General features: G+C 67.3%; 26 protein-coding genes. 4 read left to right on the top strand and 22 right to left on the bottom strand.

Annotated elements, in window-relative coordinates; all coding sequences use genetic code 11:
• The 18 genes from rplE to rpsL form a co-directional block, all read right to left on the bottom strand.
• Positions 1 to 570, bottom strand: coding sequence for a 50S ribosomal protein L5 (rplE, locus tag DI005_RS05130; protein ID WP_110334830.1), 570 nt, complete (start codon positions 568 to 570; stop codon positions 1 to 3).
• Positions 570 to 884: a 50S ribosomal protein L24 gene (rplX, locus tag DI005_RS05125; RefSeq protein ID WP_110334829.1), complete on the bottom strand. Its 315-nt coding sequence runs from the start codon at positions 882 to 884 to the stop codon at positions 570 to 572. The genes rplE and rplX overlap by 1 nt, the downstream gene beginning before the upstream one ends.
• A complete protein-coding gene (rplN, locus tag DI005_RS05120; RefSeq protein ID WP_024876329.1) occupies positions 885 to 1253 on the bottom strand; it encodes a 50S ribosomal protein L14 in 369 nt (122 codons plus the stop codon).
• A gap of 75 nt (positions 1254 to 1328) precedes the next feature.
• Positions 1329 to 1610 (bottom strand): 30S ribosomal protein S17, encoded by a 282-nt coding sequence (gene rpsQ / locus DI005_RS05115; protein ID WP_110334828.1) that lies wholly within the window; start codon positions 1608 to 1610, stop codon positions 1329 to 1331.
• Positions 1607 to 1861, bottom strand: a complete 255-nt coding sequence (gene rpmC / locus DI005_RS05110) for a 50S ribosomal protein L29 (RefSeq protein ID WP_112276858.1) — start codon at positions 1859 to 1861, stop codon at positions 1607 to 1609. The genes rpsQ and rpmC overlap by 4 nt, the downstream gene beginning before the upstream one ends.
• Positions 1861 to 2280: a 50S ribosomal protein L16 gene (gene rplP, locus DI005_RS05105; RefSeq protein WP_009152383.1), complete on the bottom strand. Its 420-nt coding sequence runs from the start codon at positions 2278 to 2280 to the stop codon at positions 1861 to 1863. Before rplP ends, rpmC begins: the two co-directional genes overlap by 1 nt.
• A gap of 3 nt (positions 2281 to 2283) precedes the next feature.
• Positions 2284 to 3126, bottom strand: coding sequence for a 30S ribosomal protein S3 (gene rpsC / locus DI005_RS05100; protein WP_112276856.1), 843 nt, complete (start codon positions 3124 to 3126; stop codon positions 2284 to 2286).
• Positions 3126 to 3545 (bottom strand): 50S ribosomal protein L22, encoded by a 420-nt coding sequence (gene rplV, locus DI005_RS05095; protein ID WP_112276854.1) that lies wholly within the window; start codon positions 3543 to 3545, stop codon positions 3126 to 3128. Before rplV ends, rpsC begins: the two co-directional genes overlap by 1 nt.
• Before the next feature lie 27 nt (positions 3546 to 3572).
• Complete coding sequence (gene rpsS / locus DI005_RS05090; protein WP_009152380.1) at positions 3573 to 3854, bottom strand: 30S ribosomal protein S19; 282 nt, start codon at positions 3852 to 3854, stop codon at positions 3573 to 3575.
• Positions 3855 to 3872: 18 nt separating this feature from the next.
• Positions 3873 to 4706, bottom strand: coding sequence for a 50S ribosomal protein L2 (gene rplB, locus DI005_RS05085; RefSeq protein WP_112276852.1), 834 nt, complete (start codon positions 4704 to 4706; stop codon positions 3873 to 3875).
• 14 nt (positions 4707 to 4720) lie between these two features.
• On the bottom strand, positions 4721 to 5032 hold the full coding sequence (gene rplW / locus DI005_RS05080; protein ID WP_112276850.1) for a 50S ribosomal protein L23: 312 nt from the start codon (positions 5030 to 5032) through the stop codon (positions 4721 to 4723).
• Entirely contained in the window at positions 5029 to 5718 is a 690-nt protein-coding gene (gene rplD, locus DI005_RS05075) for a 50S ribosomal protein L4 (RefSeq protein WP_112276848.1), read from the bottom strand. The genes rplW and rplD overlap by 4 nt, the downstream gene beginning before the upstream one ends.
• Positions 5715 to 6371, bottom strand: a complete 657-nt coding sequence (gene rplC, locus DI005_RS05070) for a 50S ribosomal protein L3 (RefSeq protein ID WP_112276846.1) — start codon at positions 6369 to 6371, stop codon at positions 5715 to 5717. Before rplC ends, rplD begins: the two co-directional genes overlap by 4 nt.
• A gap of 68 nt (positions 6372 to 6439) precedes the next feature.
• Positions 6440 to 6745 (bottom strand): 30S ribosomal protein S10, encoded by a 306-nt coding sequence (gene rpsJ, locus DI005_RS05065; protein WP_003883485.1) that lies wholly within the window; start codon positions 6743 to 6745, stop codon positions 6440 to 6442.
• Positions 6746 to 7082: 337 nt separating this feature from the next.
• Positions 7083 to 8276, bottom strand: a complete 1194-nt coding sequence (gene tuf, locus DI005_RS05060) for an elongation factor Tu (protein WP_110334820.1) — start codon at positions 8274 to 8276, stop codon at positions 7083 to 7085.
• A 207-nt stretch (positions 8277 to 8483) separates the two neighbouring features.
• Positions 8484 to 10583 carry an elongation factor G gene (gene fusA, locus DI005_RS05055; RefSeq protein WP_112276844.1) on the bottom strand — a complete coding sequence of 700 codons (2100 nt, stop codon included), beginning with the start codon at positions 10581 to 10583 and terminating at the stop codon, positions 8484 to 8486.
• Between the two features lie 75 nt (positions 10584 to 10658).
• Positions 10659 to 11129 (bottom strand): 30S ribosomal protein S7, encoded by a 471-nt coding sequence (rpsG, locus tag DI005_RS05050; protein ID WP_110334818.1) that lies wholly within the window; start codon positions 11127 to 11129, stop codon positions 10659 to 10661.
• Entirely contained in the window at positions 11129 to 11503 is a 375-nt protein-coding gene (rpsL, locus tag DI005_RS05045; RefSeq protein ID WP_003102113.1) for a 30S ribosomal protein S12, read from the bottom strand. The genes rpsG and rpsL overlap by 1 nt, the downstream gene beginning before the upstream one ends.
• A 401-nt stretch (positions 11504 to 11904) precedes the next feature.
• Between rpsL and DI005_RS05040 the strand changes: the two genes are divergently transcribed.
• From DI005_RS05040 to DI005_RS05025, 4 genes are read left to right on the top strand one after another with little or no spacing between them, the layout of a single operon-like run.
• Positions 11905 to 12480 carry a YbaB/EbfC family nucleoid-associated protein gene (locus tag DI005_RS05040; RefSeq protein WP_112276842.1) on the top strand — a complete coding sequence of 192 codons (576 nt, stop codon included), beginning with the start codon at positions 11905 to 11907 and terminating at the stop codon, positions 12478 to 12480.
• Positions 12477 to 12818 carry a type VII secretion target gene (locus DI005_RS05035; RefSeq protein ID WP_113641392.1) on the top strand — a complete coding sequence of 114 codons (342 nt, stop codon included), beginning with the start codon at positions 12477 to 12479 and terminating at the stop codon, positions 12816 to 12818. The genes DI005_RS05040 and DI005_RS05035 overlap by 4 nt, the downstream gene beginning before the upstream one ends.
• The gene (locus tag DI005_RS05030; RefSeq protein ID WP_112276838.1) at positions 12811 to 13953 is read left to right on the top strand and encodes a hypothetical protein; all 1143 of its coding nucleotides are present in this window, start codon (positions 12811 to 12813) and stop codon (positions 13951 to 13953) included. Before DI005_RS05035 ends, DI005_RS05030 begins: the two co-directional genes overlap by 8 nt.
• A gap of 20 nt (positions 13954 to 13973) precedes the next feature.
• Positions 13974 to 14708, top strand: a complete 735-nt coding sequence (locus DI005_RS05025; protein WP_113641391.1) for a hypothetical protein — start codon at positions 13974 to 13976, stop codon at positions 14706 to 14708.
• 200 nt (positions 14709 to 14908) lie between these two features.
• Here the strand turns inward: DI005_RS05025 and DI005_RS05020 are convergent, their stop codons facing one another.
• From DI005_RS05020 to DI005_RS05005, 4 genes are all read right to left on the bottom strand, one after another.
• Positions 14909 to 18820, bottom strand: a complete 3912-nt coding sequence (locus DI005_RS05020; protein ID WP_112276834.1) for a DNA-directed RNA polymerase subunit beta' — start codon at positions 18818 to 18820, stop codon at positions 14909 to 14911.
• A 92-nt stretch (positions 18821 to 18912) separates the two neighbouring features.
• Positions 18913 to 22404, bottom strand: coding sequence for a DNA-directed RNA polymerase subunit beta (locus tag DI005_RS05015; RefSeq protein WP_112276832.1), 3492 nt, complete (start codon positions 22402 to 22404; stop codon positions 18913 to 18915).
• A 549-nt stretch (positions 22405 to 22953) separates the two neighbouring features.
• A complete protein-coding gene (locus DI005_RS05010) occupies positions 22954 to 23895 on the bottom strand; it encodes a hypothetical protein (RefSeq protein ID WP_113641390.1) in 942 nt (313 codons plus the stop codon).
• Between the two features lie 32 nt (positions 23896 to 23927).
• Positions 23928 to 24539, bottom strand: coding sequence for a hypothetical protein (locus DI005_RS05005; protein WP_112276828.1), 612 nt, complete (start codon positions 24537 to 24539; stop codon positions 23928 to 23930).
• Positions 24540 to 24571 lie beyond the last annotated feature (32 nt).

Genomic DNA, 24571 nt, shown 5'->3' with positions numbered 1-24571 from the left:
TCAGTTCTCCTTGAACGGGAAGCCGAGCTTGCGCAGCAGCGCCCGGCCCTCGTCGTCGGTGGTGGCGGTGGTGACGACCGTGACGTCCATGCCGCGCGGGCGGTCGATGGAGTCCGGGTTGATCTCGTGGAACATCGACTGCTCGGACAGGCCGAACGTGTAGTTGCCGTTGCCGTCGAACTGCTTGCCCGAGAGGCCGCGGAAGTCGCGGATACGGGGCAGTGCGATGGTCAGCAGCCGGTCCAGGAACTCCCACATGCGGTCGCCGCGCAGCGTCACGCGCGCACCGATCGGCTGGCCTTCGCGCAGCTTGAACTGGGCGATGGACTTGCGGGCCCTGCGCACCTCGGGCTTCTGGCCGGTGATGGTGGCCAGGTCGCGGATGGCGCCCTCGATCAGCTTGCTGTCGCGAGCGGCGTCACCAACGCCCATGTTCACCACGACCTTGACCACGCCGGGGATCTGGTGCGGGTTCGCGTAGGAGAACTCCTCCTGCAGCTGGCCCTTGATCTCCTCGCGGTAGCGGGTCTTCAACCGCGGCGTCGGGTATGTCGTCTCTGCGGTGGTCATCAGATGTCCTTGCCCGTCCTGCGCGAGATACGCACCTTCTTGCCGTCCTCGCCAATCCGGTAGCCCACCCTGGTCGGCTTGCCGTCGGAGTCCACGACCATCACGTTCGAGACGTGGATGGGGGCCTCCTGGGTGATGATGCCGCCGGACTGGGCACCGCGCTGCGTCTGGGTGATCCGGGTGTGCTTCTTGATCCGGTTCACGCCCTCGACCAGCACCCGCTGCCGCTCGGGGTAGGCCTGGATGACCTTGCCCTTCGCGCCCTTGTCCTTGCCGGCGATGACGAGGACGGTGTCGCCCTTCTTCACCTTCATCTAGAGCACCTCCGGCGCCAGCGAGATGATCTTCATGAACTTGCGGTCGCGCAGCTCGCGGCCGACCGGCCCGAAGATGCGGGTGCCCCGCGGCTCGTTGTCGTTCTTGATGAGCACGGCCGCGTTCTCGTCGAAACGGATGTAGGAGCCGTCAGGGCGACGCTTCTCCTTCACCGTGCGGACGATGACGGCCTTGACCACGTCACCACGCTTCACGTTGGCGCCCGGGATGGCGTCCTTGACGGTGGCGACGATGATGTCGCCGATGCCCGCGTAGCGCCGCCCCGAGCCACCGAGCACGCGGATGGTCAGGATCTCCTTGGCACCCGTGTTGTCGGCGACTCGCAGTCGCGACTCCTGCTGGATCACGTCAACTCCTGTATGTCGCGCCGGTTCTCGGTAGGCCCGAGCCTGGCGGAACGAATGGGGCTGGCAGCCCCCTGATTACTTGGCCTTCTCGCGGATCTCGACCAGTCGCCACCGCTTGGTGGCCGACATCGGCCGGGTCTCCATCAGCAGCACGCGGTCACCCACGCCGGCGGTGTTCTGCTCGTCGTGCGCCTTCACCTTCTTGGTGGAGCGCATGACCTTGCCGTACAGCGGGTGCTTCTTGCGGTCCTCGAGCTCGACCACGATCGTCTTGTCCATCTTGTCGGACACGACGAGGCCCTCACGGACCTTCCGGTAGTTGCGGCCGGAGTCCTTCTTCTGCACCGGCTCGGTCATGCGGCACCTTCACTCTCGTCAGTCTCGTCAGGCGCGACGGAGAGGCCGAGCTCGCGCTCACGCATCACCGTGTAGATGCGCGCGATGTCCGCGCGGACCGTGCGCAGCCTGCGGTTGTTGTCGAGCTGTCCGGTCGCCATCTGGAACCGGAGGTTGAACAGCTCCTCCTTGGCTTCCTTCAGACGGAGCACGAGCTCTTCCGCAGTGAGCTCACGAAGTTCTGACGCCGCAACTCCTGCTGCACTCGCCATCAGAACTCACCACCTTCGCGGGTCACGATCCTGCACTTCATCGGCAGCTTGTGGATCGCGCGGCGCAGAGCCTCACGAGCCACCGCCTCGTTCGGGAAGCTCATCTCGAACATCACGCGGCCGGGCTTGACGTTGGCGACCCACCACTCGGGCGAGCCCTTACCGGAACCCATGCGGGTCTCCGCGGGCTTCTTGGTGAGCGGGCGGTCCGGGAAGATGTTGATCCAGATCTTCCCGCCACGCTTGATGTGACGAGTCATGGCGATACGAGCGGACTCGATCTGCCGGTTGGTCACGTAGCTGTGCTCAAGCGCCTGGATGCCGTACTCACCGAAGTTGACCTTCGTGCCGCCCTTGGCGGCGCCGGACCGCTTCGGCGAGTGCTGCTTGCGGTGCTTGACCTTGCGTGGGATGAGCACGCGTCAGCCCTCCGTCTTCTCTGCTGCGTCCGGCGAGGCCACTTCGGGGGCCTGGCTGGTCGCGACGTCTGTGTCGGCCTTCGCGGCAGCCGCGCGGCCGGCCTCGGTCGACGTCGGCGTGGTGCCCGACGAGCCCGAACGGCGACGCGAGGGACGCTCCCTGCGCGGGGCGCGCTCGGCCGCCGCGGCGGCGTCCCGCTCGGCCTTGCCCTTGAGGCCGCCGATGACGTCACCCTTGTAGATCCACACCTTCACGCCGATGCGGCCGAACGTCGTACGGGCCTCGAAGAAGCCGTAGTCGATGTCGGCGCGCAGCGTGTGCAGCGGAACCCGGCCGTCGCGGTAGTGCTCGGAGCGGGACATCTCGGCACCGCCGAGACGGCCGCTGCACTGCACGCGGATGCCCTTGACCTGCGGCGAGCGCATGGACGTCTGGAGCGCCTTGCGCATCGCGCGCCGGAAGGCGACGCGGTTGGACAGCTGCTCGGCGACACCCTGCGCGACGAGCTGGGCGTCGGCCTCGGTGTTCTTCACCTCGAGGATGTTCAGCTGCACCTGCTTGCCGGTGAGCTTCTCCAGCGCGCCACGGATCCGGTCGGCCTCCGCGCCGCGGCGGCCGATGACGATGCCCGGCCGGGCGGTGTGGATGTCGACGCGGACGCGGTCGCGGGTGCGCTCGATCTCGACCTTCGAGATGCCGGCCCGCTCCATGCCGGTGGACAGGAGCTTGCGGATCTTCACGTCCTCGGCGACGTACTCCGAGTACTGCTTGTCGGCGTACCAGCGCGACTTCCAGTCAGTGGTGATCCCGAGCCGGAAGCCGTGCGGGTTGATCTTCTGGCCCACTACCGGCCACCTGCCTTCTTCTTGCTCTTGGTCTTGGCTTCCGGCCGCGACTCGACCTCGACCGTGATGTGGCTGGTCCGCTTGCGGATCCGGTAGGCGCGGCCCTGGGCACGCGGCCGGATGCGCTTGAGCGTCGGGCCCTCGTCGGCGTAGGCGTTCTTGATCCAGAGCGTGTCCGGGTCAAGGTCGAGGTTGTTCTCGGCGTTGGCCATGGCGCTGGCGAGCACCTTCGCCACCGGCTCGCTGGCCGCCTGCGGGGCGAACCGGAGCACGGCCAGGGCCTCGTTGGCGTTGCGGCCCTTGATCAGCTCGATCACCCGGCGCACCTTGGTCGGCGAGTCCCGGACGAACCGAGCGCGAGCGAAAGCCGTCGGCAGTGCTTCCGCTGCCTCGGCCTCCGCACCATTACGCGCGTTCATCGTTACTTCCTTCTCTCAGGTGCGCGCTCAGCGGCGACGCGACTTGCGGTCATCCTTGACGTGGCCCTTGAAGGTCCGCGTCGGGGCGAACTCGCCCAGCTTGTGCCCCACCATGGCCTCGGTGACGAACACCGGGACGTGCTTGCGGCCGTCGTGGACCGCGATGGTGTGACCGAGCATGTCCGGGATGATCGTGGACCTGCGGGACCAGGTCTTGATCACGGTCTTCTTGCCCGACTCGTTGAGCGCGTCCACCTTCTTGAGCAGGTGGTCGTCCACGAACGGGCCCTTTTTCAGGCTACGCGGCATGTTCTTCTACCTCCCTGCTCAGCGCTTCTTGCCGGTACGCCGGCGGCGGACGATCAGCTTGTCGCTTTCCTTGCGACGGCGGGTGCGGCCCTCCGGCTTACCGTTCGGGTTCACCGGGTGACGACCACCGGACGTCTTGCCCTCACCACCACCGTGCGGGTGGTCCACCGGGTTCATGACGACACCGCGGACGGTGGGGCGCTTGCCCCGCCAGCGGTTGCGGCCCGCCTTGCCCCAGTTGATGTTCGAGTGGTCGGAGTTGCCGACCTCGCCCACGGTGGCCCGGTTGCGCACGTCCACGTTGCGGATCTCGCCCGAGGGCATCCGCAGCTGGGCGTACGGCCCGTCCTTGGCGACGAGCTGCACGCGGGCACCCGCCGACCGGGCGATCTTGGCGCCGCCGCCGGGCCGGAGCTCAATCGCGTGGATCACGGTGCCGACCGGGATGTTGCGCAGCGGCAGGTTGTTGCCGGGCTTGATGTCGGCGCGAGGGCCGCTCTCCACCCGGTCACCCTGCTTGAGCTTGTCCGGCGCGATGATGTAGCGCTTCTCGCCGTCGGCGAAGTGCAGCAGCGCGATGCGGGCCGAGCGGTTGGGGTCGTACTCGATGTGCGCGACCTTGGCGGGAACGCCGTCCTTGTCGTTGCGCCGGAAGTCGATGATCCGGTACGCACGCTTGTGGCCGCCGCCCTTGTGCCGGGTGGTGATCTTGCCCGACGAGTTGCGGCCACCGGACTTGCTCAGCGGGGCCAGGAGCGACTTCTCCGGCGTCGACCGGGTGATCTCGGCGAAGTCGGAGACGCTCGAGCCACGCCGTCCCGGCGTAGTCGGCTTGTACTTGCGGATGCCCATGTCTTCTCAGTCCCTTACGCGGCTGGTCCGCCGAAGATCTCGATCGGCTTGCTCTCGGCCGACAGCGTCACGATGGCGCGCTTGGTGTCCTTGCGCTTGCCGAAGCCGTACCGGGTGCGCTTGCGCTTGCCGGGGCGGTTGATCGTGTTCACGCTGATGACCTTCACGCCGAACACCTTCTCGACCGCGACCTTGATCTGGGTCTTGTTGGCGTCCGGGCGAACCAGGAACGTGTACTTGTGGTCCTCGAGCAGCCCGTAGGACTTCTCGGAGATCACCGGCGCGATGAGGATGTCGCGGGGGTCGGGGATCGCCACGGAACTCACTGCTCGTCACTCCCTTCGGCCTCGCTCGACGTCGCGGAAGCCTTGGCGCTCCTGCCCTTGGCCGGGCCCGCAAGGAAGGCGTCGAACGCCGCCTTGGTGAACACCACGTCGTCGTTGACCAGCACGTCGTAGGTGTTGAGCTGGTCCGGCGTGATCAGGTGGACGTGCGAGAGGTTGCGGGCCGAAAGCCAGCTCAGCTCGTCGTCACGGTGCAGCACCACGAGAACGCGCTTCGCCTGCGACAACGACGAGAGAACCTTCTTGGCGTCCTTCGTGGACGGCTTCTCGCCGGTGACCAGCTCGGTCACCACGTGCACCTGGCCGGCCCGCGCCCGGTCCGAGAGGGCGCCACGCAGTGCGGCGGCCTTCATCTTCTTCGGGGTGCGCTGCGTGTAGTCACGCGGCGTGGGGCCGTGCACCGTGCCACCGCCGGTGAACTGCGGCGCGCGAACCGAACCCTGACGAGCCCGGCCGGTGCCCTTCTGCCGGTACGGCTTGCGGCCACCGCCGCGGACCTCGCCGCGGGTCTTCGTGTCGTGCGTGCCCTGGCGAGCGGCGGCCAGCTGAGCCACCACGACCTGGTGCATCAGCGGGATGTTCGCCTGCACGTCGAAGATCTCGTCGGGGAGCTCGACCGTGCCGTCGGCCGTGCCCGCCGGGGTCTTCACCTCGACCGTCGCGGTCATGCCGTCACACCACCCTTCGCGGCGCTGCGGACGAAGATCAGGCCGCCCTTGGGGCCGGGAACGGCACCCTTGATCAGCAGCAGGCCGTCCTCAGCGCGCACCGAGTGCACGGTGAGGCCCTGCGTGGTGACCCTCGCGTTACCCATCCGGCCCGCCATGCGGAGGCCCTTGAACACCCGACCCGGCGTGGCGCAGCCGCCGATCGAACCGGGAGCGCGGTGCTTGGCCTGGTTACCGTGGCTGGCGCCCTGGCCCTTGAAGCCATGGCGCTTCATCACACCGGCGTAGCCCTTGCCCTTGCTGGTGCCGGTCACGTCGACCACCGCACCGGTCTCGAACACCTCGGCCGTGATCTCCTGGCCGACCTCGTACGAGTCCGCGTCGGTGGTGCGCAGCTCGGCAACGTAGCGCCGGGGCGTCACGCCCGCCTTCTCGAAGTGACCGGTCTTCGGCTTGCTGACCCGGCGCGGGTCGATCGCGCCGAAAGCCAGCTGCACGGCCGAGTAGCCGTCCTTCTCCTGGTTGCGCACCTGGGTCACCACGTTCGGCCCGGCCTGCACGACGGTCACCGGAATGATCCGGTTGTTCTCGTCGAAGACCTGCGTCATGCCGAGCTTGGTGCCCAGAATGCCCTTCACTTGCCTGTCAGACATAATCCGTCTCTTATCTCCGCCGCTGCGCGTGCCCGATGGTCGGACCCTGCAAGCAGGTCCTCCGACGCTTACTGGATGTTCACGTCGACACTCGCCGGCAGGTCGATGCGCATGAGCGCGTCGACCGTCTTCGGCGTCGGGTCGAGGATGTCGATCAGCCGCTTGTGCGTGCGCATCTCGAAGTGCTCGCGCGAGTCCTTGTACTTGTGCGGCGAGCGGATGACGCAGTAAACGTTCTTTTCGGTGGGCAGCGGCACCGGCCCGACCACGGAAGCGCCGGTGCGCGTGACCGTCTCGACGATCTTGCGTGCGCTGGCGTCGATCGCCTCGTGGTCGTAGGCCTTGAGCCGGATGCGGATCTTCTGTCCCGCCATGGTGGCAGCTCGTTCCTTCGTCTCGTGCCGCTATCTCAAACCAACGCTCGGCGCCGGTTCTCGCACGTCAACGACCTGGTCTCCGGTCCACGCGGTCGGGCGTGTCGCGCCCACTGCACAGACCGATCCCTCAGGATCGTCGTTCGTGCCTAGGTCTTTACCTCGTGAAGCACCGGCCAAGCCGGATGCTCCTGACTCGCGGAAGCCGCAAGCCCAGGACACTCACGGCAGGGCGGCCGATTCATATTGGGTTTGATTCCTCAGAATCGGCCGCCCCGCGTCGAGCAACCTTAATAGGATGCCATATCGAAATCAGGCATCCGCACCCGGGGGTGCGTTACTTGATGATCTTGGTGACCTGGCCGGCGCCGACGGTACGGCCACCCTCGCGGATGGCGAACCGCAGACCCTCGTCCATGGCGATCGGCTGGATCAGCTTCACCGAGATGTTGGTGTTGTCGCCCGGCATGACCATCTCGGTGCCCTCCTCGAGGGTCACCACGCCGGTCACGTCCGTGGTACGGAAGTAGAACTGCGGGCGGTAGTTGTTGAAGAACGGCGTGTGACGGCCACCCTCGTCCTTGGAGAGGATGTAGACCGAACCCTCGAACTCCGTGTGCGGAGTCGTGGTGCCGGGCTTCACGACGACCTGGCCGCGCTCGACGTCCTCGCGCTTGATACCACGGAGCAGCAGGGCGGCGTTGTCACCGGCCTGGCCGTAGTCGAGCATCTTGTTGAACATCTCGATGCTCGTCACGGTGGTCTTGCGAGCCTCGGGGCGGATGCCGACGATCTCGACCTCTTCGTTCAGCTTGATCTCGCCGCGCTCGATACGGCCGGTGACGACCGTACCGCGACCGGTGATCGTGAAGACGTCCTCGACCGGCATGAGGAACGGCTTGTCGACCTCACGCTCCGGCTCCGGAACGTTGTCGTCCACGGCCTCCATGAGGTCGAGCACGCTCTGCGCCCACTGCTCGTCGCCCTCGAGGGCCTTGAGGCCGGAGACGCGGACCACCGGAGCGTCGTCGCCGGGGAACTCCTGCGAGCTGAGCAGCTCACGGACCTCCATCTCGACGAGCTCGAGGATCTCCTCGTCGTCGACCATGTCGGCCTTGTTCAGGGCCACCACGATGTAGGGCACACCGACCTGACGCGCGAGCAGCACGTGCTCACGGGTCTGCGGCATCGGGCCGTCGGTCGCCGCGACCACGAGGATCGCGCCGTCCATCTGGGCCGCACCGGTGATCATGTTCTTGATGTAGTCGGCGTGACCCGGGGCGTCGACGTGCGCGTAGTGACGCTTGTCGGTCTGGTACTCGACGTGCGAGATGTTGATCGTGATACCGCGCTGCTTCTCCTCAGGCGCGTTGTCGATCTGGTCGAACGCACGCGACTGGTTCAGCTCCGGGAACTTGTCGTGCAGAACCTTGGTGATCGCCGCGGTCAGGGTGGTCTTCCCGTGGTCGACGTGACCGATGGTTCCGATGTTGACGTGCGGCTTGCTCCGCTCGAACTTCGCCTTCGCCACTGGAATGTCCTCCTGGACTTACTTACTCGCTGGCCAGCGTGGCTGCCGGCCTGCGACTCGATCTGGTCGGTTGTGCGGACCTTAGGGGGAGGCCCCTTTCGCGCCCGCGTTGGGTGCTGGTGGAGAGTTACTCCCCCGTCGCCACTGGGTCTGATGGAAGGCTCCGGGCTCGCTCCGCTCCTCGCTCGCCGGGGCTCGCTACGATGCTCACTCCCCCGTCGCCTTCGCGATGATCTCCTTCGCCACGTTCGCCGGAACCTCGGCGTAGGAGTCGAACTGCATGGAGTAGTTCGCACGACCCTGGGTGCGCGACCGCAGGTCGCCCACGTAGCCGAACATCTCCGACAGCGGCACGAGCGCCTTCACGACGCGCGTGCCAGACCGCTCCTCCATGGCCTGAATCTGGCCACGGCGGGAGTTCAGGTCACCGATGACGTCACCCATGTAGTCCTCAGGGGTGGTGACCTCGACGGCCATCATCGGCTCGAGCAGTACCGGGTTCGCCTTCCTCGCGGCTTCCTTCATCGCCATCGAACCGGCGATCTTGAAGGCCATTTCCGAGGAGTCGACCTCGTGGTACGCACCGTCCAACAGGGTGAACTTCAACCCGACGAGCGGGTAGCCGGCCAGCACGCCGTACTGCATCGCGTCCTGGGCGCCCGCGTCGACCGACGGGATGTACTCCCTCGGCACGCGGCCACCGGTCACCTTGTTGTCGAACTCGTAGAGCGCGCCGTCCGTGGTCTGCAGCGGCTCGAGCTTGACGATCACCTTCGCGAACTGACCGGAGCCACCGGTCTGCTTCTTGTGGGTGAACTCGAGCTTCTCGACCGTGTTGCGGACGGTCTCGCGGTAGGCGACCTGCGGCTTACCGATGTTCGCCTCGACCTTGTAGTCCGACTTCATCCGGTTGACGAGCACCTCGAGGTGCAGTTCGCCCATACCCTCGATGATCGTCTGACCGGTCTCCTCGTCCTGGCTGACCCGGAAGGTCGGGTCCTCCTCGGCGAGCTTCTGGATCGCCGTGGAGAGCTTCTCCTGGTCGGCCTTGGTCTTCGGCTCGATGGCGACCTTGATGACCGGCTCGGGGAAGGTCATCGACTCCAGCACGATCGGGTTCTGCGGATCGCACAGGGTCTCACCGGTCGTGGTGTCCTTCAGGCCGATCACGGCGTAGATGTGACCGACCTGGGCCTCGTCGACCGGGTTCTCCTTGTTGGAGTGCATCTGGAAGATCTTGCCGATGCGCTCCTTGCGCTCCTTGGTCGAGTTCATGACCTGAGCGCCGGAGGCGACCTTGCCCGAGTAGACCCGGATGTAGGTCAGCTTGCCGAAGAACGGGTGCGCGGCGATCTTGAACGCCAGCGCCGAGAACGGCTCGTCGACCGAAGCCTTGCGCGAGGCCGGGGTCTCGCCGTCGGTCAGGGTGCCCTCGACCGCGGGGACGTCCAGCGGCGAAGGCAGGTAGTCGATGACGGCGTCGAGCATGGGCTGCACGCCCTTGTTCTTGAACGCCGAACCGGCCAGCACCGGGAAGGCGGAGCGCTCGATCACCATCTTGCGGATGGCGGCCTTGATCTCGGCCTCGGACAGCTCCTCGCCGCCGAAGAACTTCTCCATCAGGGAGTCGTCGGTCTCCGCGACGGCCTCGACGAGCTTCTCGCGGTACTCGGCGGCCTTGTCGGCGAGCTCGGCCGGGATGTCCTCGACCTCGTAGTCCTCGCCCTTCTTGACATCGCCGCGCCAGGTCAGCGCCTTCATGCGGACCAGGTCGATGACGCCCTGGAAGTCGCTCTCGGCGCCGATCGGCAGCTGGATGACCAGCGGGCGCGCACCGAGGCGCTCCTCGATGGTGCGCACGGTGAAGTAGAAGTCCGCGCCCAGCTTGTCCATCTTGTTGACGAAGCAGATCCGGGGGACGTCGTACTTGTCGGCCTGGCGCCACACCTGCTCGGACTGGGGCTCGACGCCCTCCTTGCCGTCGAAGACGGCGACCGCGCCGTCGAGCACCCGCAGGTTGCGCTCCACCTCGACGGTGAAGTCGACGTGCCCCGGGGTGTCGATCAGGTTGATCTGGTGGTCGGCCCAGAAGGTGGTGGTGGCAGCCGAGGTGATGGTGATACCCCGCTTCTGCTCCTCCTCCATCCAGTCCATCGTCGCGGCGCCGTCGTGCACCTCGCCGATCTTGTAGTTGATCCCGGTGTAGAACAGGATCCGCTCGGTGGTGGTGGTCTTACCGGCGTCGATGTGGGCCATGATGCCGATGTTGCGGACCTTGTTCAGGTCTGTCAGCACGTCACGTGCCACTTCAGTGTTCCCCTGTCTCAAGCGTGGGGCCCGGCATTGGCTCGATCAGTCGGACCGGGCGGCGGTGTTCGTTGCTCACCAGCGGTAGTGGGCGAAAGCCTTGTTGGACTCGGCCATCTTGTGGGTGTCCTCGCGGCGCTTCACGCTGGCCCCGAGGCCGTTGCTCGCGTCGAGCAACTCGTTCTGCAGGCGCTCGATCATGGTCTTCTCGCGGCGGGCCCGCGCGAAGGTGACGATCCAGCGCAGCGCAAGGGTGGTCGACCGGCCGGGCTTGACCTCGATCGGCACCTGGTAGGTGGCACCACCGACCCGGCGGCTCTTCACCTCGAGGGTGGGCTTCACGTTGTCCAGCGCGCGCTTCAGCGTGACGACCGGATCCGTGCCGGTCTTCTCGCGAGCGCCTTCCAGTGCGCCGTAGACGATGCGCTCGGCCAGCGAACGCTTGCCGTCCGTCAGCACCTTGTTCACCAGCTGCGTGACGAGCGGCGAGGCGTAGACCGGGTCAGCGATCAGCGGCCGCTTCGGGGCCGGACCCTTGCGGGGCATTAGCTCTTCTCCTTCTTCGCGCCGTACCGGCTGCGCGCCTGCTTGCGGTTCTTCACGCCCTGCGTGTCGAGCGAACCGCGGATGATCTTGTAGCGAACACCCGGCAGGTCCTTCACACGGCCGCCACGCACGAGCACCATCGAGTGCTCCTGCAGGTTGTGGCCTTCACCGGGAATGTAGGCGGTGACCTCGATGCCGCTGGTCAGCTTCACACGCGCGACCTTGCGCAGCGCCGAGTTCGGCTTCTTGGGCGTGGTGGTGTACACGCGGGTGCACACGCCGCGCCGCTGCGGGCTCCCCTTGAGCGCCGCGGTCTTCTGCTTGGCAGCCTTGTCCTGGCGGCCCTTGCGGACCAGCTGCTGGATCGTGGGCAATGGACCAGCTTTCTGTCGCGTCCTGTAGCTCTACGTTGTCTCCCCGGTCCCCGAGGTCGGGCGTGTCGGCCCGCGTCAGGATCTCTCGATCCGCTAACTTCCCATCGGGATTGCCGTGGATCTCCGTCTGGCCCTGGTCGCGAACCGGGCACGAGGCACCGGCTCATGAGCCGACAGGCACACGGAGTGGCCCGACAGCCTGCCGGGCACGGTCGTCAAAGATACCCGCCTGTGTTCATGGCGACCACATCGGGGGTCGGTTTCGACCGACGACGCGGCACGGACGGGTGGCTTACGTCCACCAGTTTACCGGATACGCACCCGGAAACGAGGTCCGATGGTCCATGATGGGGCCGCATCGCGCTGGTCAGTGCCAGCAACCATAGTCCGGGAGGCCCCTCGTGTCAGCGGAGTTCGAGCAACTCGTCGCGGAGTTCGAAAAATTCCAGTCGAAGATCAAGAATGTCGACGACCAGCTCGCCAACCTCGGCCAGATGCAGAGTGAGATCTCCGAGCTCCAGGGAGTCGCCACCTCGGCCGACCGCTCCGTCACCGTCGTGGCCGGCCCCGGCGGGGCCATCAAGGACATCCAGCTCACTGACAAGGCGATGGCCCAGCCCCCACAGGCCCTCTCGGCCACGCTGCTCTCGACCGTGCAGCAGGCGGTCGCCGAGTCGGCCCGCAAGCAGGCCGCGATCGTCGAGGAGCACATGGGCGGCGGACTGAACCTCACCGACCAGGTGCTGGACTCGCAGGCGCGGTTGTTCGGCAAGGACCCGGAGGAGCTGCGAGCCGCCATGGCGGAGGAGCGCCCTCGCCACCGGTCGGCCGAGGAGGAGCGCCACGACGACTACTCGCAGCGGAGCGTGCTGAGCTCCGGCGACGACCGGGGCAGGCAGACTCCCCCACCGCCCAGCTCTGGCGGCTCCTCCGCTGGCGACACGTTCCTCAAGAACCTGTTCGACGACCAGCGATGAGCGGCGGCTACCACGTCGACGTCCCGGCGTTGCACGAGTACAAGGACAACCTGGGCAGCTACCAGGAGCAGGCGGGCAGGTTCACCGAGCTGGTCGCCAGTGCCGACGTCGGCGACGAGTCCTGGGGGATCATCGGGCTCTTCACCAAGAGCCAGTACACGGAGACGCTCGGTCAGCTCCAGGAGCACCTGAGGAGCATGCAGGACGGGCTGAAGTCCGCTTCGGACAAGATCACCAGCGCCGCCGAGCTGTACCAGGCCATGGACGACGAGGTGGCGCGGCTCATGAACGAGATCCTGAACCGGATCGAGGCCGCCAAGGAGTCACGTCATGGCTGAGGTGAAGGACGCCACCGAGGGCGTCGACGTCCAGGTCTCCGGCGACTCCGGCTTCATCAACACCGGCAACATCGTCGGTGCGCTGCCCGGACCGATCAGCGGCGGCGTCGGCCTGGTCAGCAGTTTCGTCGAGGGGCCAGGCAAGGACCCCGACGTCGGCGACGTCGCCCACCACGCCGCGTCACTGCTCACCGACAGTGTCGGGTTCGTGCAGTCGCTCGCGAGCACGGCGATGGAAATCGCCTCCGATCCGCTCGGCTGGCTGATCGGGCAGGGCCTCGACTTCCTCATCAGCGTGATCCAGCCCCTGCAGGACGCCCTGCACTTCGTGAGCGGGGACGGTCCGGCGCTGGAGGAGGCCGCCGGCAACTTCGGCAGTATCGGCGAGGGCTTCCAGGCGATGAGCGAGGACTTCGTCCGCGTAGCCGACGAGGCGCTCGCCGGGTGGAGCGGCGAGGCGTCGGAGGCCGCGAAGGCCGCGCTGGCCGACTTCGCCGACGGGGTCAGCGGCGTCGCCGCCAAGTCCGGCAACGTCGCTGAGATCCTGCAAGCCTCCAGCATGCTGATGACCGTCGTGGAGGAGGTCATCAAGGCGATCATCACCGAGTTCGTCAAGTGGCTGATCATGATCTGGGTTCCGGCGCTCGCCGCCGCGATCCCCACCGCGGGCGCGTCGACGGCCGCCGCGGGCACGGCCACCACCGCTCAGGCGACCACCACGGTCACCAGCACCACGCAGAAGGTCAACAAGCTGACCCAGCTGCTCAACAAGATCAAGGCCTGGTTCGCCAAGCTCAAGTCCACGTTCACCAAGACGTTCACGAAGGGCGGCATCATGGACGCCGCCCGCGACGGCGTCGCGGACGCGGCACGGGACGCCGGGATCGACGCGAGTCAGAGCATGGGCCGCAAGCTCGCCAACGCCGGTCTCGCGAGCCTCGACAAGGGCGCCGAGGCCGCGATCAAGCAGGTGACCGGCATCGACCCCGGCAAGACCGACGACCCGGGCGGGCTCGCACAGGGCTTCGTCAAGCACCAGCTCGACCAGTCCGAGAAGGAAGGCAAGCGCGCCGACTACGACGCCATCGGCACCGAGCAGTCCGACAGGGAAACCTCGAGCGACCTCGATGTCTGAGATGCCTGAGAGGAACCGGCTTGGGTAGCAGCGAGATCGTCGGCGGCGCCATCGGTGCCGTCATCCTCCTGGCGGTGATCGCCGTGGGGCTGCACCGCGTGTTCGTGGCCGGGCCGCGCAGGCGGGCGACCGAAACCGACCGCGTGGCAGGCATGACAGGGCTCGTGCAGCGTCTCAACGCGACAGTCCACACGGCACAGAGCGGGACGCGGCCCTCCTTCGGCGTCCTGCCCGAACCCCGCTACAACCACGCCAGCGACGCGCTCCGCCCGATCGAGCAGTTCGACCAGGCGGTCGAGTTCGCCCACCGCAACCACCAGGTGCTGGGCGTCGACTACACGTACAACGTCAGGGCCATCGAGGCAGGCCGGAGCGTGGTCCGGTGGCTGCAGAACAACATCGTCCAGGTGCGCACCCCGCCGACCCCGCGCCTGCGGATCTCGGCGCGCAAGCCGGCGGGGCTCACCTACCGAGGTGACGAACTGACCGTGTTCCAGCTCGGCAACGCGCGCTTCGACGACGTCTTCGAGGTGGCGGCCGCGGACGAGCGTTTCGCCAGGACGGTGCTCACCGGGCCGGTGCTCGACCTCCTGCTGTACGGAAGCCGGTACCGGGACAAGTTCCTCGAGTTCGACGAAGGCGTGGTGCGCTCCGAGTTCGCTGGGCGGCTGGACGCGGACGTGCTGCTCGCCAACGCCGACCTGCTCATCGACTTCGTCGAACGCCTCCCCGCGCAGGCGTGGCAGTTCCGCTAGGCGGCGAGGCCTCCGGTGGCGAGGGCAGCCCTCGGACCGCAGTGAAGGCCACCTTCACTGCGTTCAACGCAGTCAAGGTGGCCTTCACTGCGGTTGGGGCGAGGGCGGAGGTCGCCGCCCTCGCCCGCTCCCAGCAGTAGGCACGGAAAACGAAGAGCCCCCGCAGCACCTGGCTGCGGGGGCTCCGTCGTTCGTGCCTTCTAGCGGAAGTCGCGACCGAAGTCGTAGTCGTCCAGCGGCACGGCGGCACCGGTGCCCGTACCGAACACGTCCGGGGTGTAGTAGCCGTCGTCGTAGGACGGGATCGCGTACGCCGCGACCCGCGCCTCCTCGGTCGGCTGCACCTGGATGTTGCGGTACCGGTTGATGCCCGTACCGGCCGGGATCAACTTACCGATGATCACGTTCTCCTTGAGGCCCACGAGCTTGTCGCTGCGGCCGTTGATCGCCGCGTCGGTCAGGACACGCGTGGTCTCCTGGAACGACGCCGCCGACAGCCACGAGTCCGTGGTCAGCGAGGCCTTCGTGATACCCATCAGCACCGGGCGACCCGAGGCAGGCTCGCCGCCCTCGGCCACCGCCTGCCGGTTGACCTGCTCGAAGCGCGTGCGCTCGGGCAGCTCGCCGGGCAGGAACTCGGTGGCGCCGGAATCGATGATCGTCACGCGGCGCAGCATCTGCCGCACGATGACCTCGATGTGCTTGTCGTGGATCGACACACCCTGCGCCCGGTACACCTTCTGGACCTCGTCCACCAGGTGCATCTGAGCCTCGCGCGGACCCATCACACGCAGCACCTCGTGCGGGTCCGGCGTGCCCTCGAGCAGCAGCTGACCGACGTTGACGTGGTCGCCGTCCGCCAGCGGGCCGTTCGGGCCGACCGCGAGCCGCTGCCGCTTCGACAGCTTGTCGAAGACGATCTCCTCGCTGCCGTCGTCCGGGATCAGCGTGATCTTCCAGAACCGCTCGCTCTCCTCGATGCGCACACGGCCATCGACGTCGGCGATCGGCGCCTTGCCCTTCGGGACCCGGGCCTCGAACAGCTCGGTCACACGGGGCAGACCCGTGGTGATGTCGTCACCGGCGACACCACCCTGGTGGAAGGTACGCATGGTCAGCTGCGTGCCGGGCTCACCGATCGACTGGGCGGCGACGATACCCACGGCCTCACCGACGTCGACCAGCTTGCCGGTCGCCATCGAGCGGCCGTAGCAGGTCGCACACACACCCTGAGCCGACTCGCAGGTGAGCACGCTGCGCACCTTGACCTTGGTGATGCCGCTCGAGATCAGCGTCTCGATGGCCGGGTCACCGAGGTCGTCACCGGCGTTGAGCACCACGTTGCCCTGAGCGTCGACCGCGTCGACCGCGAGGCAGCGCGCGTAGGCGCTGGTCTCGACGTGCTGGGTGCGCACGACCCTGCCGTCGCCGAGGTCCTCACCGATGACCATGTTGATGCCGCGACCGGTGCCACAGTTGATCTCGCGGACGATGACGTCCTGCGACACGTCCACCAGACGACGGGTCAGGTAACCCGAGTCGGCGGTCCGCAGCGCGGTGTCGGCAAGACCCTTCCGGGCACCGTGGGTGGCGATGAAGTACTCCGCCACCGAGAGACCCTCACGGAAGTTGGACTTGATCGGACGCGGGATGTACTCACCCTTCGGGTTCGACACCAGACCGCGCATACCGGCCAGCGACCGGACCTGGGTCATGTTGCCCGCCGCGCCGGACTTCACGATCATCGCGATCGGGTTGTCCTCGGGGAAGTGCTCCTCCATGACCTTGGCGACGTCCTCCGTCGCCTGGCCCCACACCTTGACGAGCTCGTTGTTGCGCTCGGCGTGCGAGAGCTGGCCACGCTGGTAGCGCTTCTCCACCTGCGACGCCCTGGCCTCGTACTGGTCCAGGATCTCCTTCTTCTCCGGCGGCACGAGCACGTCGGAGATGGCGACCGTGACACCGGAGCGCGTGGCCCAGTGGAAGCCGGCGTCCTTGAGCCGGTCCAGGGTCTGCGCGACCTGCGTCATCGAGTACCGCTCGGCGAGGTCGTTCACGATGACCGCCTGCCGCTTCTTCGGCAGGGGCTCGTTGACGAACGGGTAGTCGGCGGGCAGCAGCTCGTTGAACAGCACCCGGCCCAGCGTCGTCTCGGCCAGCCAGGTCTGGCCCGGCTCCCAGCCGTTCTCGCGGAGCTTGGCCTCCTCGGCCTTCGGCGGCTGGCGGTCCTTGACGCGGATCTTGACCGGCGCGTGCAGACCGACCTGCTTCATGTCGAACGCCATGATGGCCTCGGCCACCGAGGAGAACGCCTGACCGGCGCCCTTGGCCTTCTCGTCCAGCCTGGTCAGGTGGAACAGACCGGTGACCATGTCCAGACGCGGCATGGCGAGCGGACGACCCGAAGCGGGCGACAGGATGTTGTTCGCCGACAGCATCAGGATGCGGGCCTCGGCCTGCGCCTCCGCCGACAGCGGGAGGTGCACGGCCATCTGGTCACCGTCGAAGTCCGCGTTGAACGCCTCGCAGACCAGCGGGTGCAGCTGGATGGCCTTGCCTTCCACCAGCTGCGGCTCGAAGGCCTGGATGCCGAGGCGGTGCAGCGTCGGAGCACGGTTGAGCAGCACCGGGTGGCCGTTGATGACCTCTTCCAGCACGTCCCAGACCTGCGGGCGAGCCCGCTCCACCATGCGCTTGGCGGACTTGATGTTCTGCGCGTGGTTGAGGTCGACCAGCCGCTTCATGACGAACGGCTTGAACAGCTCCAGCGCCATGTCCTTCGGCAGACCGCACTGGTGCAGCTTCAGCTGCGGACCGACGATGATGACCGAACGGCCGGAGTAGTCGACACGCTTGCCCAGCAGGTTCTGGCGGAACCGGCCCTGCTTGCCCTTGAGCAGGTCGGACAGGGACTTCAGCGGACGGTTGCCGGGGCCGGTCACCGGGCGCCCGCGGCGGCCGTTGTCGAACAGCGCGTCGACGGCCTCCTGCAGCATCCGCTTCTCGTTGTTGACGATGATCTCGGGCGCGCCGAGGTCGATCAGTCGCTTGAGGCGGTTGTTGCGGTTGATCACGCGGCGGTACAGGTCGTTGAGGTCCGACGTGGCGAAGCGGCCACCGTCGAGCTGCACCATCGGCCGCAGCTCCGGCGGGATCACCGGGACGGCGTCGAGCACCATGCCGCGCGGGTCGTTGCCGGTGGCCTGGAAGGCCGCGACGACCTTGAGCCGCTTGAGGGCACGGAGCTTCTTCTGCCCCTTGCCGCTGCGGATGGTCTCGCGCAGCGACTCGGCCTCGGCGTCCACGTCGAACTCGGTGGCCAGCTTCTGGATGGCCTCAGCGCCCATGCCGCCGGTGAAGTACTCGCCGTAGCGGTCGACCAGCTCGCGGTAGAGCAGCTCGTCGACGATCAGCTGCCGCGGCTCGAGCTTGGTGAACGTGGACCAGACCTCCTCGAGGCGGTCCAGCTCACGCTGGGCCCGGTCGCGGAGCTGGCGCATCTCACGCTCGCCGCCCTCCTTGACCTTGCGGCGCACGTCGGCCTTGGCGCCCTCGGCCTCGAGCTCGGCGAGGTCGGCCTCGAGCTTCTGCGCCCGCGCCTCGATGTCGGCGTCGCGCTTCGCCTCGATGTTCTTGCGCTCGACGCTGATCTCGTTCTCCAGCGTCGGCTGGTCGTTGTGCCGCAGCTCGGTGTTGACGCCGGTGATGACGTAGGCCGCGAAGTAGATGATCTTCTCGAGGTCCTTCGGCGCCAGGTCGAGCAGGTAGCCCAGGCGCGAGGGAACACCCTTGAAGTACCAGATGTGCGTGACCGGGGCGGCCAGCTCGATGTGGCCCATCCGCTCACGGCGCACCTTGGCACGGGTCACCTCGACACCACAGCGCTCGCAGATGATGCCCTTGAAGCGAACTCGCTTGTACTTGCCGCAGTAGCATTCCCAGTCGCGGGTCGGACCGAAGATCTTCTCGCAGAAGAGCCCGTCCTTCTCCGGCTTCAGGGTGCGGTAGTTGATGGTCTCCGGCTTCTTGACCTCACCGAAGGACCACTGACGGATGTCGTCGGCGGTGGCCAGCCCGATCCGGAGCTCATCGAAGAAGTTGACGTCCAGCAAGATGCTGCATCCCCTTGGGGTTGATTCGACTGGAGGGGTCGGCTACCTGGTGGCGGGCGTGCGGGAGGCTCGCCCGCCACCAGGTGGCTGGGTCATTGCACGACGTCGTCCACCGAGGGCGACTCGTTGCGGGACAGGTTGATGCCGAGGTTCGCAGCCGCACGCTCGAGGTCCTCGTCGTCGGAGTCGCGCATCTCGATGGCGGCCCCGTCGCTGGAGAGCACCTCGACGTTGAGGCAGAGCGACTGCAGCTCCTTCAAGAGGACCTTGAAGGACTCCGGGATACCCGGCGACGGCATGTTCTCGCCCTTGACGATGGCCTCGTAGACCTTCACGCGGCCGAGCACGTCGTCGGACTTGATGGTCAGCAGCTCCTGCAGCGTGTACGCCGCGCCGTAGGCCTGCATCGCCCAGCACTCCATCTCACCGAAGCGCTGGCCACCGAACTGCGCCTTACCACCCAGCGGCTGCTGCGTGATCATGGAGTACGGACCCGTCGAACGGGCGTGGATCTTGTCGTCCACCATGTGGTGCAGCTTCAGGATGTACATGTAGCCGACCGACACCGGGTACGGGAACGGCTCGCCGGAGCGGCCGTCCAGCAGGGTCGCCTTGCCCTCCGGGCCGACCATGCGGTCGCCGTCGCGGTTCGGCTTGGTGCAGGAGAGCAGCCCCATGAGCTCCTCCTCCTTGGCACCGTCGAACACCGGGGTGGCGGTGTTCGTGCCGGGCTCGACGTCCCGCAGCTCGTCGGAGAGGTTCTTCGCCCACTCCGGAGCCCCGTCGACCTTCCAGCCCTGCGAGGCCAGCCAGCCGAGGTGCAGCTCGAGGATCTGCCCGATGTTCATCCGGCGCGGCACACCGTGGGTGTTCAGCACGACGTCGACCGGGGTGCCGTCCTCGAGGAACGGCATGTCCTCGACCGGGAGGATCTTGCCGATGACGCCCTTGTTGCCGTGCCGGCCCGCGAGCTTGTCGCCGTCCTGCACCTTGCTCTTCTTCGCCACGTAGACGCGGACGAGCTCGTTGACGCCCGGGGGCAGCTCGTCGTCGTCCTCGCGGGAGAACACGCGGATACCGATGACCTTGCCGGTCTCGCCGTGCGGCACCTTCAGCGAGGTGTCGCGGACCTCGCGCGCCTTCTCACCGAAGATCGCGCGGAGCAGGCGCTCCTCCGGGGTCAGCTCGGTCTCGCCCTTCGGCGTGACCTTGCCGACCAGGATGTCGCCGTCGCGGACCTCGGCACCGATGCGGATGATGCCGCGCTCGTCGAGGTCGGCGAGCACGTCCTCGGAGACGTTCGGGATGTCCCGCGTGATCTCCTCGGCACCCAGCTTGGTGTCGCGCGCGTCGATCTCGTGCTCCTCGATGTGGATCGAGGTGAGCACGTCGTCCTGGACGAGCCGCTGCGAGATGACGATGGCGTCCTCGTAGTTGTGGCCCTCCCACGGCATGACCGCCACGAGCAGGTTCTTGCCGAGCGCCATCTCACCCTTGTCGGTGGACGGCCCGTCGGCGATGACCTGGCCCTTCTCGACCCGGTCACCCTCGTCGACCACCGGGCGGTGGTTGAAGCACGTGCCCGCGTTGGTGCGACGGAACTTGTACAGTCCGTAGCTCTTCCGCGTGCCGTCGTCGTGCATGATCGTGACCATGTCGGCCGAGAGCTCCTCGACCACGCCGGCCTGCTCGGCCACGAGCACGTCACCGGCGTCGACGGCGGCGGTCAGCTCGACACCCGTGCCCACCAGCGGCGACTCGTTGCGCAGCAGCGGCACAGCCTGACGCTGCATGTTCGCGCCCATCAGCGCGCGGTTGGCGTCGTCGTGCTCGAGGAACGGGATCATGCCGGTGGCCACCGACACCATCTGCCGCGGCGAGACGTCCATGTAGTCGATCTCGAGCGGGTCGATCAGCTCGACCTCGCCGCCCTTGCGGCGACCCAGCACCGACTCCTCGACGAAGTGGCCGTCCTCGGTCAGCGGCGCGTTGGCCTGCGCCTTGACGAAGCGGTCCTCCTCGTCGGCGGTCAGGTAGTCGACCTGGTCGGTGACCCGGCCCTCGACGACCTTCCGGTACGGCGTCTCGATGAAGCCGAACGGGTTCACCCGCGCGTAGGAGCACAGCGAGCCGATCAGACCGATGTTCGGGCCTTCAGGCGTCTCGATCGGGCACATCCGGCCGTAGTGGCTGGGGTGCACGTCGCGGACGTCCATGCCGGCGCGCTCACGGGACAGACCACCGGGGCCCAGCGCCGAGAGGCGGCGCTTGTGGGTCAGGCCCGACAGCGGGTTGTTCTGGTCCATGAACTGCGACAGCTGGGAGGTTCCGAAGAACTCCTTGATCGCCGCGACGACCGGGCGGATGTTGATCAGGGTCTGCGGCGTGATCGCCTCGACGTCCTGGGTGGTCATCCGCTCGCGGACCACGCGCTCCATGCGGGAGAGACCGACCCGGATCTGGTTCTGGATCAGCTCGCCGACGGTGCGAAGGCGACGGTTGCCGAAGTGGTCGATGTCGTCGGTCTCGACGGGGACCTCGGTCTCACCGGGCTTCATCGTCTCCTCGCCCGCGTGCAGGCGGACGAGGTACTCGATGGTGGTGACGATGTCCTCTTCGGTGAGCGTGCCGCTGTCGTACGGCAGGTCGAGGCCGAGCTTCTTGTTGATCTTGTACCGGCCGACCTTGGCGAGGTCGTAGCGCTTGTCCTTGAAGAACAGGTTCTCCAGGAGCGTCTGCGCGCTCTCCTTCGTCGGCGGCTCGCCCGGACGCAGCTTGCGGTAGATGTCGAGCAGCGCCTCGTCGGTGCCGGCCGTGTGGTCCTTCTCCAGCGTCGCGAGCAGCGTCTCGGAGAAGGAGAACCGCTCCCGGATCGCCTCGGTGGTCCAGCCGAGGGCCTTCAGCAGGACGGTGACCGGCTGGCGGCGCTTGCGGTCGATGCGCACCCCGACCGTGTCGCGCTTGTCGACGTCGAACTCGAGCCACGCACCACGGCTCGGGATGATCTTGACGCTGAAGACGTCCTTGTCGGTCGTCTTGTCGATGGTCTGGTCGAAATACACACCCGGCGAACGGACGAGCTGCGAGACCACGACGCGCTCGGTGCCGTTGATGATGAAGGTGCCCTTGTCGGTCATCACGGGGAAGTCGCCCATGAAGACCGTCTGGCTCTTGATCTCGCCGGTGTTGTTGTTGACGAACTCGGCGGTGACGAACAACGGCGCCGCGTAGGTCATGTCCTTGTCCTTGCACTCCTCGACCGAGGCCTTGACCTCGTCGAAGCGCGGATCGGAGAAGGACAGGGACATCGAACCCGAGAAATCCTCGATCGGGGAGATCTCGTTGAGGACCTCCTCGAGACCACCGACCGGGTGCTCGTCACCCTCGTTGACGGCGCGTTCGAACCACGCCTCCGAGCCGGTGAACCATTCGAAAGACCGAATCTGCACGTCAAGCAGGTTGGGAGTACTCAGCGGTTCACGGATCTTCGCGAAAGAGACCCGCTTCGGTGCTCCTGGAATTCCCGTTGACTCTCGAGTCGAGTTGGTCGCAGCAGTGGCCTGGTTCGCGGGAGAGACTGCCAAGATGCGTCCTTCCGGGGACATAGCGGTTGAGCAGCCGCGTTAGCAACTAGCAACACGTACTGTCAAGGGTGCGGTGTTGCCGACCATCCTAGCTACCGCATATGGGCAGCCTGAAAGTGGGCAGCGCAAAGAAGCAGTCTAGCCCTGAAGACGCTACTTGTCGAGGGGGCACGCCCGACGGGGCCCAGCCTCATTCGCCGTCCTCCTGGCTCGCCTCCCGCAAGGCTCGCCGTTGCCTGTAAGCGTGAACCCCCGTGGACGCTGAGTCAAGCGCCCACGCGCTCTTGCCGTCGGTTGGCGCAGTGGCGCCGGGGCGCACAAGTGCTTGCCACCTCGGCACACGCCGAATCCGCTCAGCGCTCTGTTCAGTTCTCGGCGGGCGGCGGAGGACGAGCCGCCCGGAGCGCGGCCTCGCGAGACGTGCACGTCGGCGGGCCCTGTGCCCCTCCGGCCGGCCGGTCATGGCCAGGAGCTTCCGTCAGGGGAGCTCCTCCGGCCCGAACGTGGGGCCTGCCGCCCTCGCGGTCCGCACCACGGCAGCGGCGCGATTCAGTTCTCCGCGGGCGGCTGGTTCTGCTGGCCCGACGGCGGCACCGGAGTGGGCTGGCCCGCGGCGTAGGTGTCCATGTCGGTCACCTTCCACTTGCCGTCGCGCTTCTCCGTCGTGAACCACAGCGCCGCGCCTCCCGAGGAGTTCTGGTTGTCCGACGCCCGCGTGGCGGTCTGGTCGATGTACACCATGACCTTGGCCCGGTCGTCGTCCAGCATCACCACGGCGCTGCGCGTCGCCTTCACGGTGACGACCATCTGCTGCTCGGGAGCCAGCCGCTTGAGCTCGCCCATGAACTGCTCGTACTGCTGCCGTACCTGGTCGTTGACCAGCAGCTCGTCCGCCGCCTGCTCGTTCTTCGGGATGTCGTTGTAGTCGATCGAGAACAGCCGCTCGGCCGCCGAGCTCATCTCCTGCTTGACCTGCGCCGTGCCGGCCACGTCGAGCAGAGCCGTGTTCTCCGTCCGCGCCGAGGCGTCACTGCCCTTGAACTGGAAGAAGACCGCCAGCCCCGCGAAGAGCAGGCCGACCACGAGCAGCACGCCGACCAGCGCGAACGAGTTCCGGAAACCCCGCTTCGGCAGGGGCTCGCCGTCGGGTTCGGCGACCTCGACCTCGTCCTCGGAGGCGGGCTTGGCCGTGCCCGAGTCCCGGACTTTGCGGCGCGGGGCGGGTCGTTTCGGGGCCTCGGTCTCGCTCTCCGCCGGTTCCGGCGGCGTCAGCGCCTCGGGTTCCGGCCCCGGCGGCTCGACGGCCTCAGCGGCCTCCTGAACCTCAGCAGGCTCAAGAGCCTCGGGCTCCTCCGGCTCGGTGCTCTCGGGAGTCTCCGGACGCGGGCGGGGCGAGGGCGCCGCCGGCTTGCGCAGACCGGCGACGCGCGGGCGCCGGGCGGGCGGCGGCGTCGCCCCGGTCGCTCGGGGAAGGCGGCGGGAAGCTGACACGACTGACTCCGATCCGATGCTGCTCGTTGCGCTTACTGCGTCGTCGCCGCGACCGGCACGTCACCGATCTGCGACACCTTCCAGACCTGCTCGCCGTTGTCGTCGACGCGCTTGAGCTGGACCTCCAGGCGCAGCGTCTTGGTGCCCTGCTCCTGCCCGCGCGTGACCTTGGTGCTCACGGTGGCGAGCGCGCTCGCCACGCCCTCACGCTCGTTGAGCTCCTCGACGGCGACGTCCTGCACCGTCGACACCACCTTGGTCTTGGCGTCCGAGATCGCCTTTCGATAGGTCTGCTCGGCGCTGCTGATCTGGGTCTTCAGGTCCTCGGTGACCAGCGACTTCTGGCGGTTGAAGTACTCGTCGAGGTTCTCGTGGTCGACCTCGGTGAACGCGGTGACGGCCTGTCCGGCCACGCGCACGACGTCCTCGCGCGCCGCCGCGACGTCGGCGTTGTCGTCGGCGGCCGCGACCCACCACATCGCCCCGAACACCGCGGCCACGACGACGGCCGCGATCGCGAACGCCGCGCTGCCGAACAGGAGCCACCTCGGCGGCCCCGAACTCGCCCGCGGCTCCGGTCCGCCCGGCTCCCGCTCGGGAGCCTCGGCGTCGACCCGCGTCTCTTCCGGCTCCTCCGAACTCATAACGCTCCAGGGTAGGTCGGGGGTGTGTGGTC

Source organism: Prauserella sp. PE36 (assembly GCF_003311655.1).
Taxonomy (GTDB): domain Bacteria; phylum Actinomycetota; class Actinomycetes; order Mycobacteriales; family Pseudonocardiaceae; genus Prauserella_A; species Prauserella_A endophytica.
Note: the sequence above shows the minus strand (reverse complement) of the source record. Positions and strands in the feature narration are given on the sequence as shown.

Bases quoted from the DNA above. Each gene is read 5' to 3' on its own strand.
- rplD (WP_112276848.1), bottom strand. From the start codon at position 5,718: ATGACCGCGACGGTCGAGGTGAAGACCCCGGCGGGCACGGCCGACGGC.
- DI005_RS05005 (WP_112276828.1), bottom strand. From the start codon at position 24,539: ATGAGTTCGGAGGAGCCGGAAGAGACGCGGGTCGACGCCGAGGCTCCC.
- rpsS (WP_009152380.1), bottom strand. From the start codon at position 3,854: ATGCCGCGTAGCCTGAAAAAGGGCCCGTTCGTGGACGACCACCTGCTC.
- rplC (WP_112276846.1), bottom strand. From the start codon at position 6,371: ATGTCTGACAGGCAAGTGAAGGGCATTCTGGGCACCAAGCTCGGCATG.
- rplB (WP_112276852.1), bottom strand. From the start codon at position 4,706: ATGGGCATCCGCAAGTACAAGCCGACTACGCCGGGACGGCGTGGCTCG.
- DI005_RS05035 (WP_113641392.1), top strand. From the start codon at position 12,477: ATGAGCGGCGGCTACCACGTCGACGTCCCGGCGTTGCACGAGTACAAG.
- rpmC (WP_112276858.1), bottom strand. From the start codon at position 1,861: ATGGCGAGTGCAGCAGGAGTTGCGGCGTCAGAACTTCGTGAGCTCACT.
- rplX (WP_110334829.1), bottom strand. From the start codon at position 884: ATGAAGGTGAAGAAGGGCGACACCGTCCTCGTCATCGCCGGCAAGGAC.
- rpsG (WP_110334818.1), bottom strand. From the start codon at position 11,129: ATGCCCCGCAAGGGTCCGGCCCCGAAGCGGCCGCTGATCGCTGACCCG.
- rplE (WP_110334830.1), bottom strand. From the start codon at position 570: ATGACCACCGCAGAGACGACATACCCGACGCCGCGGTTGAAGACCCGC.
- rpsQ (WP_110334828.1), bottom strand. From the start codon at position 1,610: ATGACCGAGCCGGTGCAGAAGAAGGACTCCGGCCGCAACTACCGGAAG.
- rplV (WP_112276854.1), bottom strand. From the start codon at position 3,545: ATGAACGCGCGTAATGGTGCGGAGGCCGAGGCAGCGGAAGCACTGCCG.
- DI005_RS05030 (WP_112276838.1), top strand. From the start codon at position 12,811: ATGGCTGAGGTGAAGGACGCCACCGAGGGCGTCGACGTCCAGGTCTCC.
- rpsJ (WP_003883485.1), bottom strand. From the start codon at position 6,745: ATGGCGGGACAGAAGATCCGCATCCGGCTCAAGGCCTACGACCACGAG.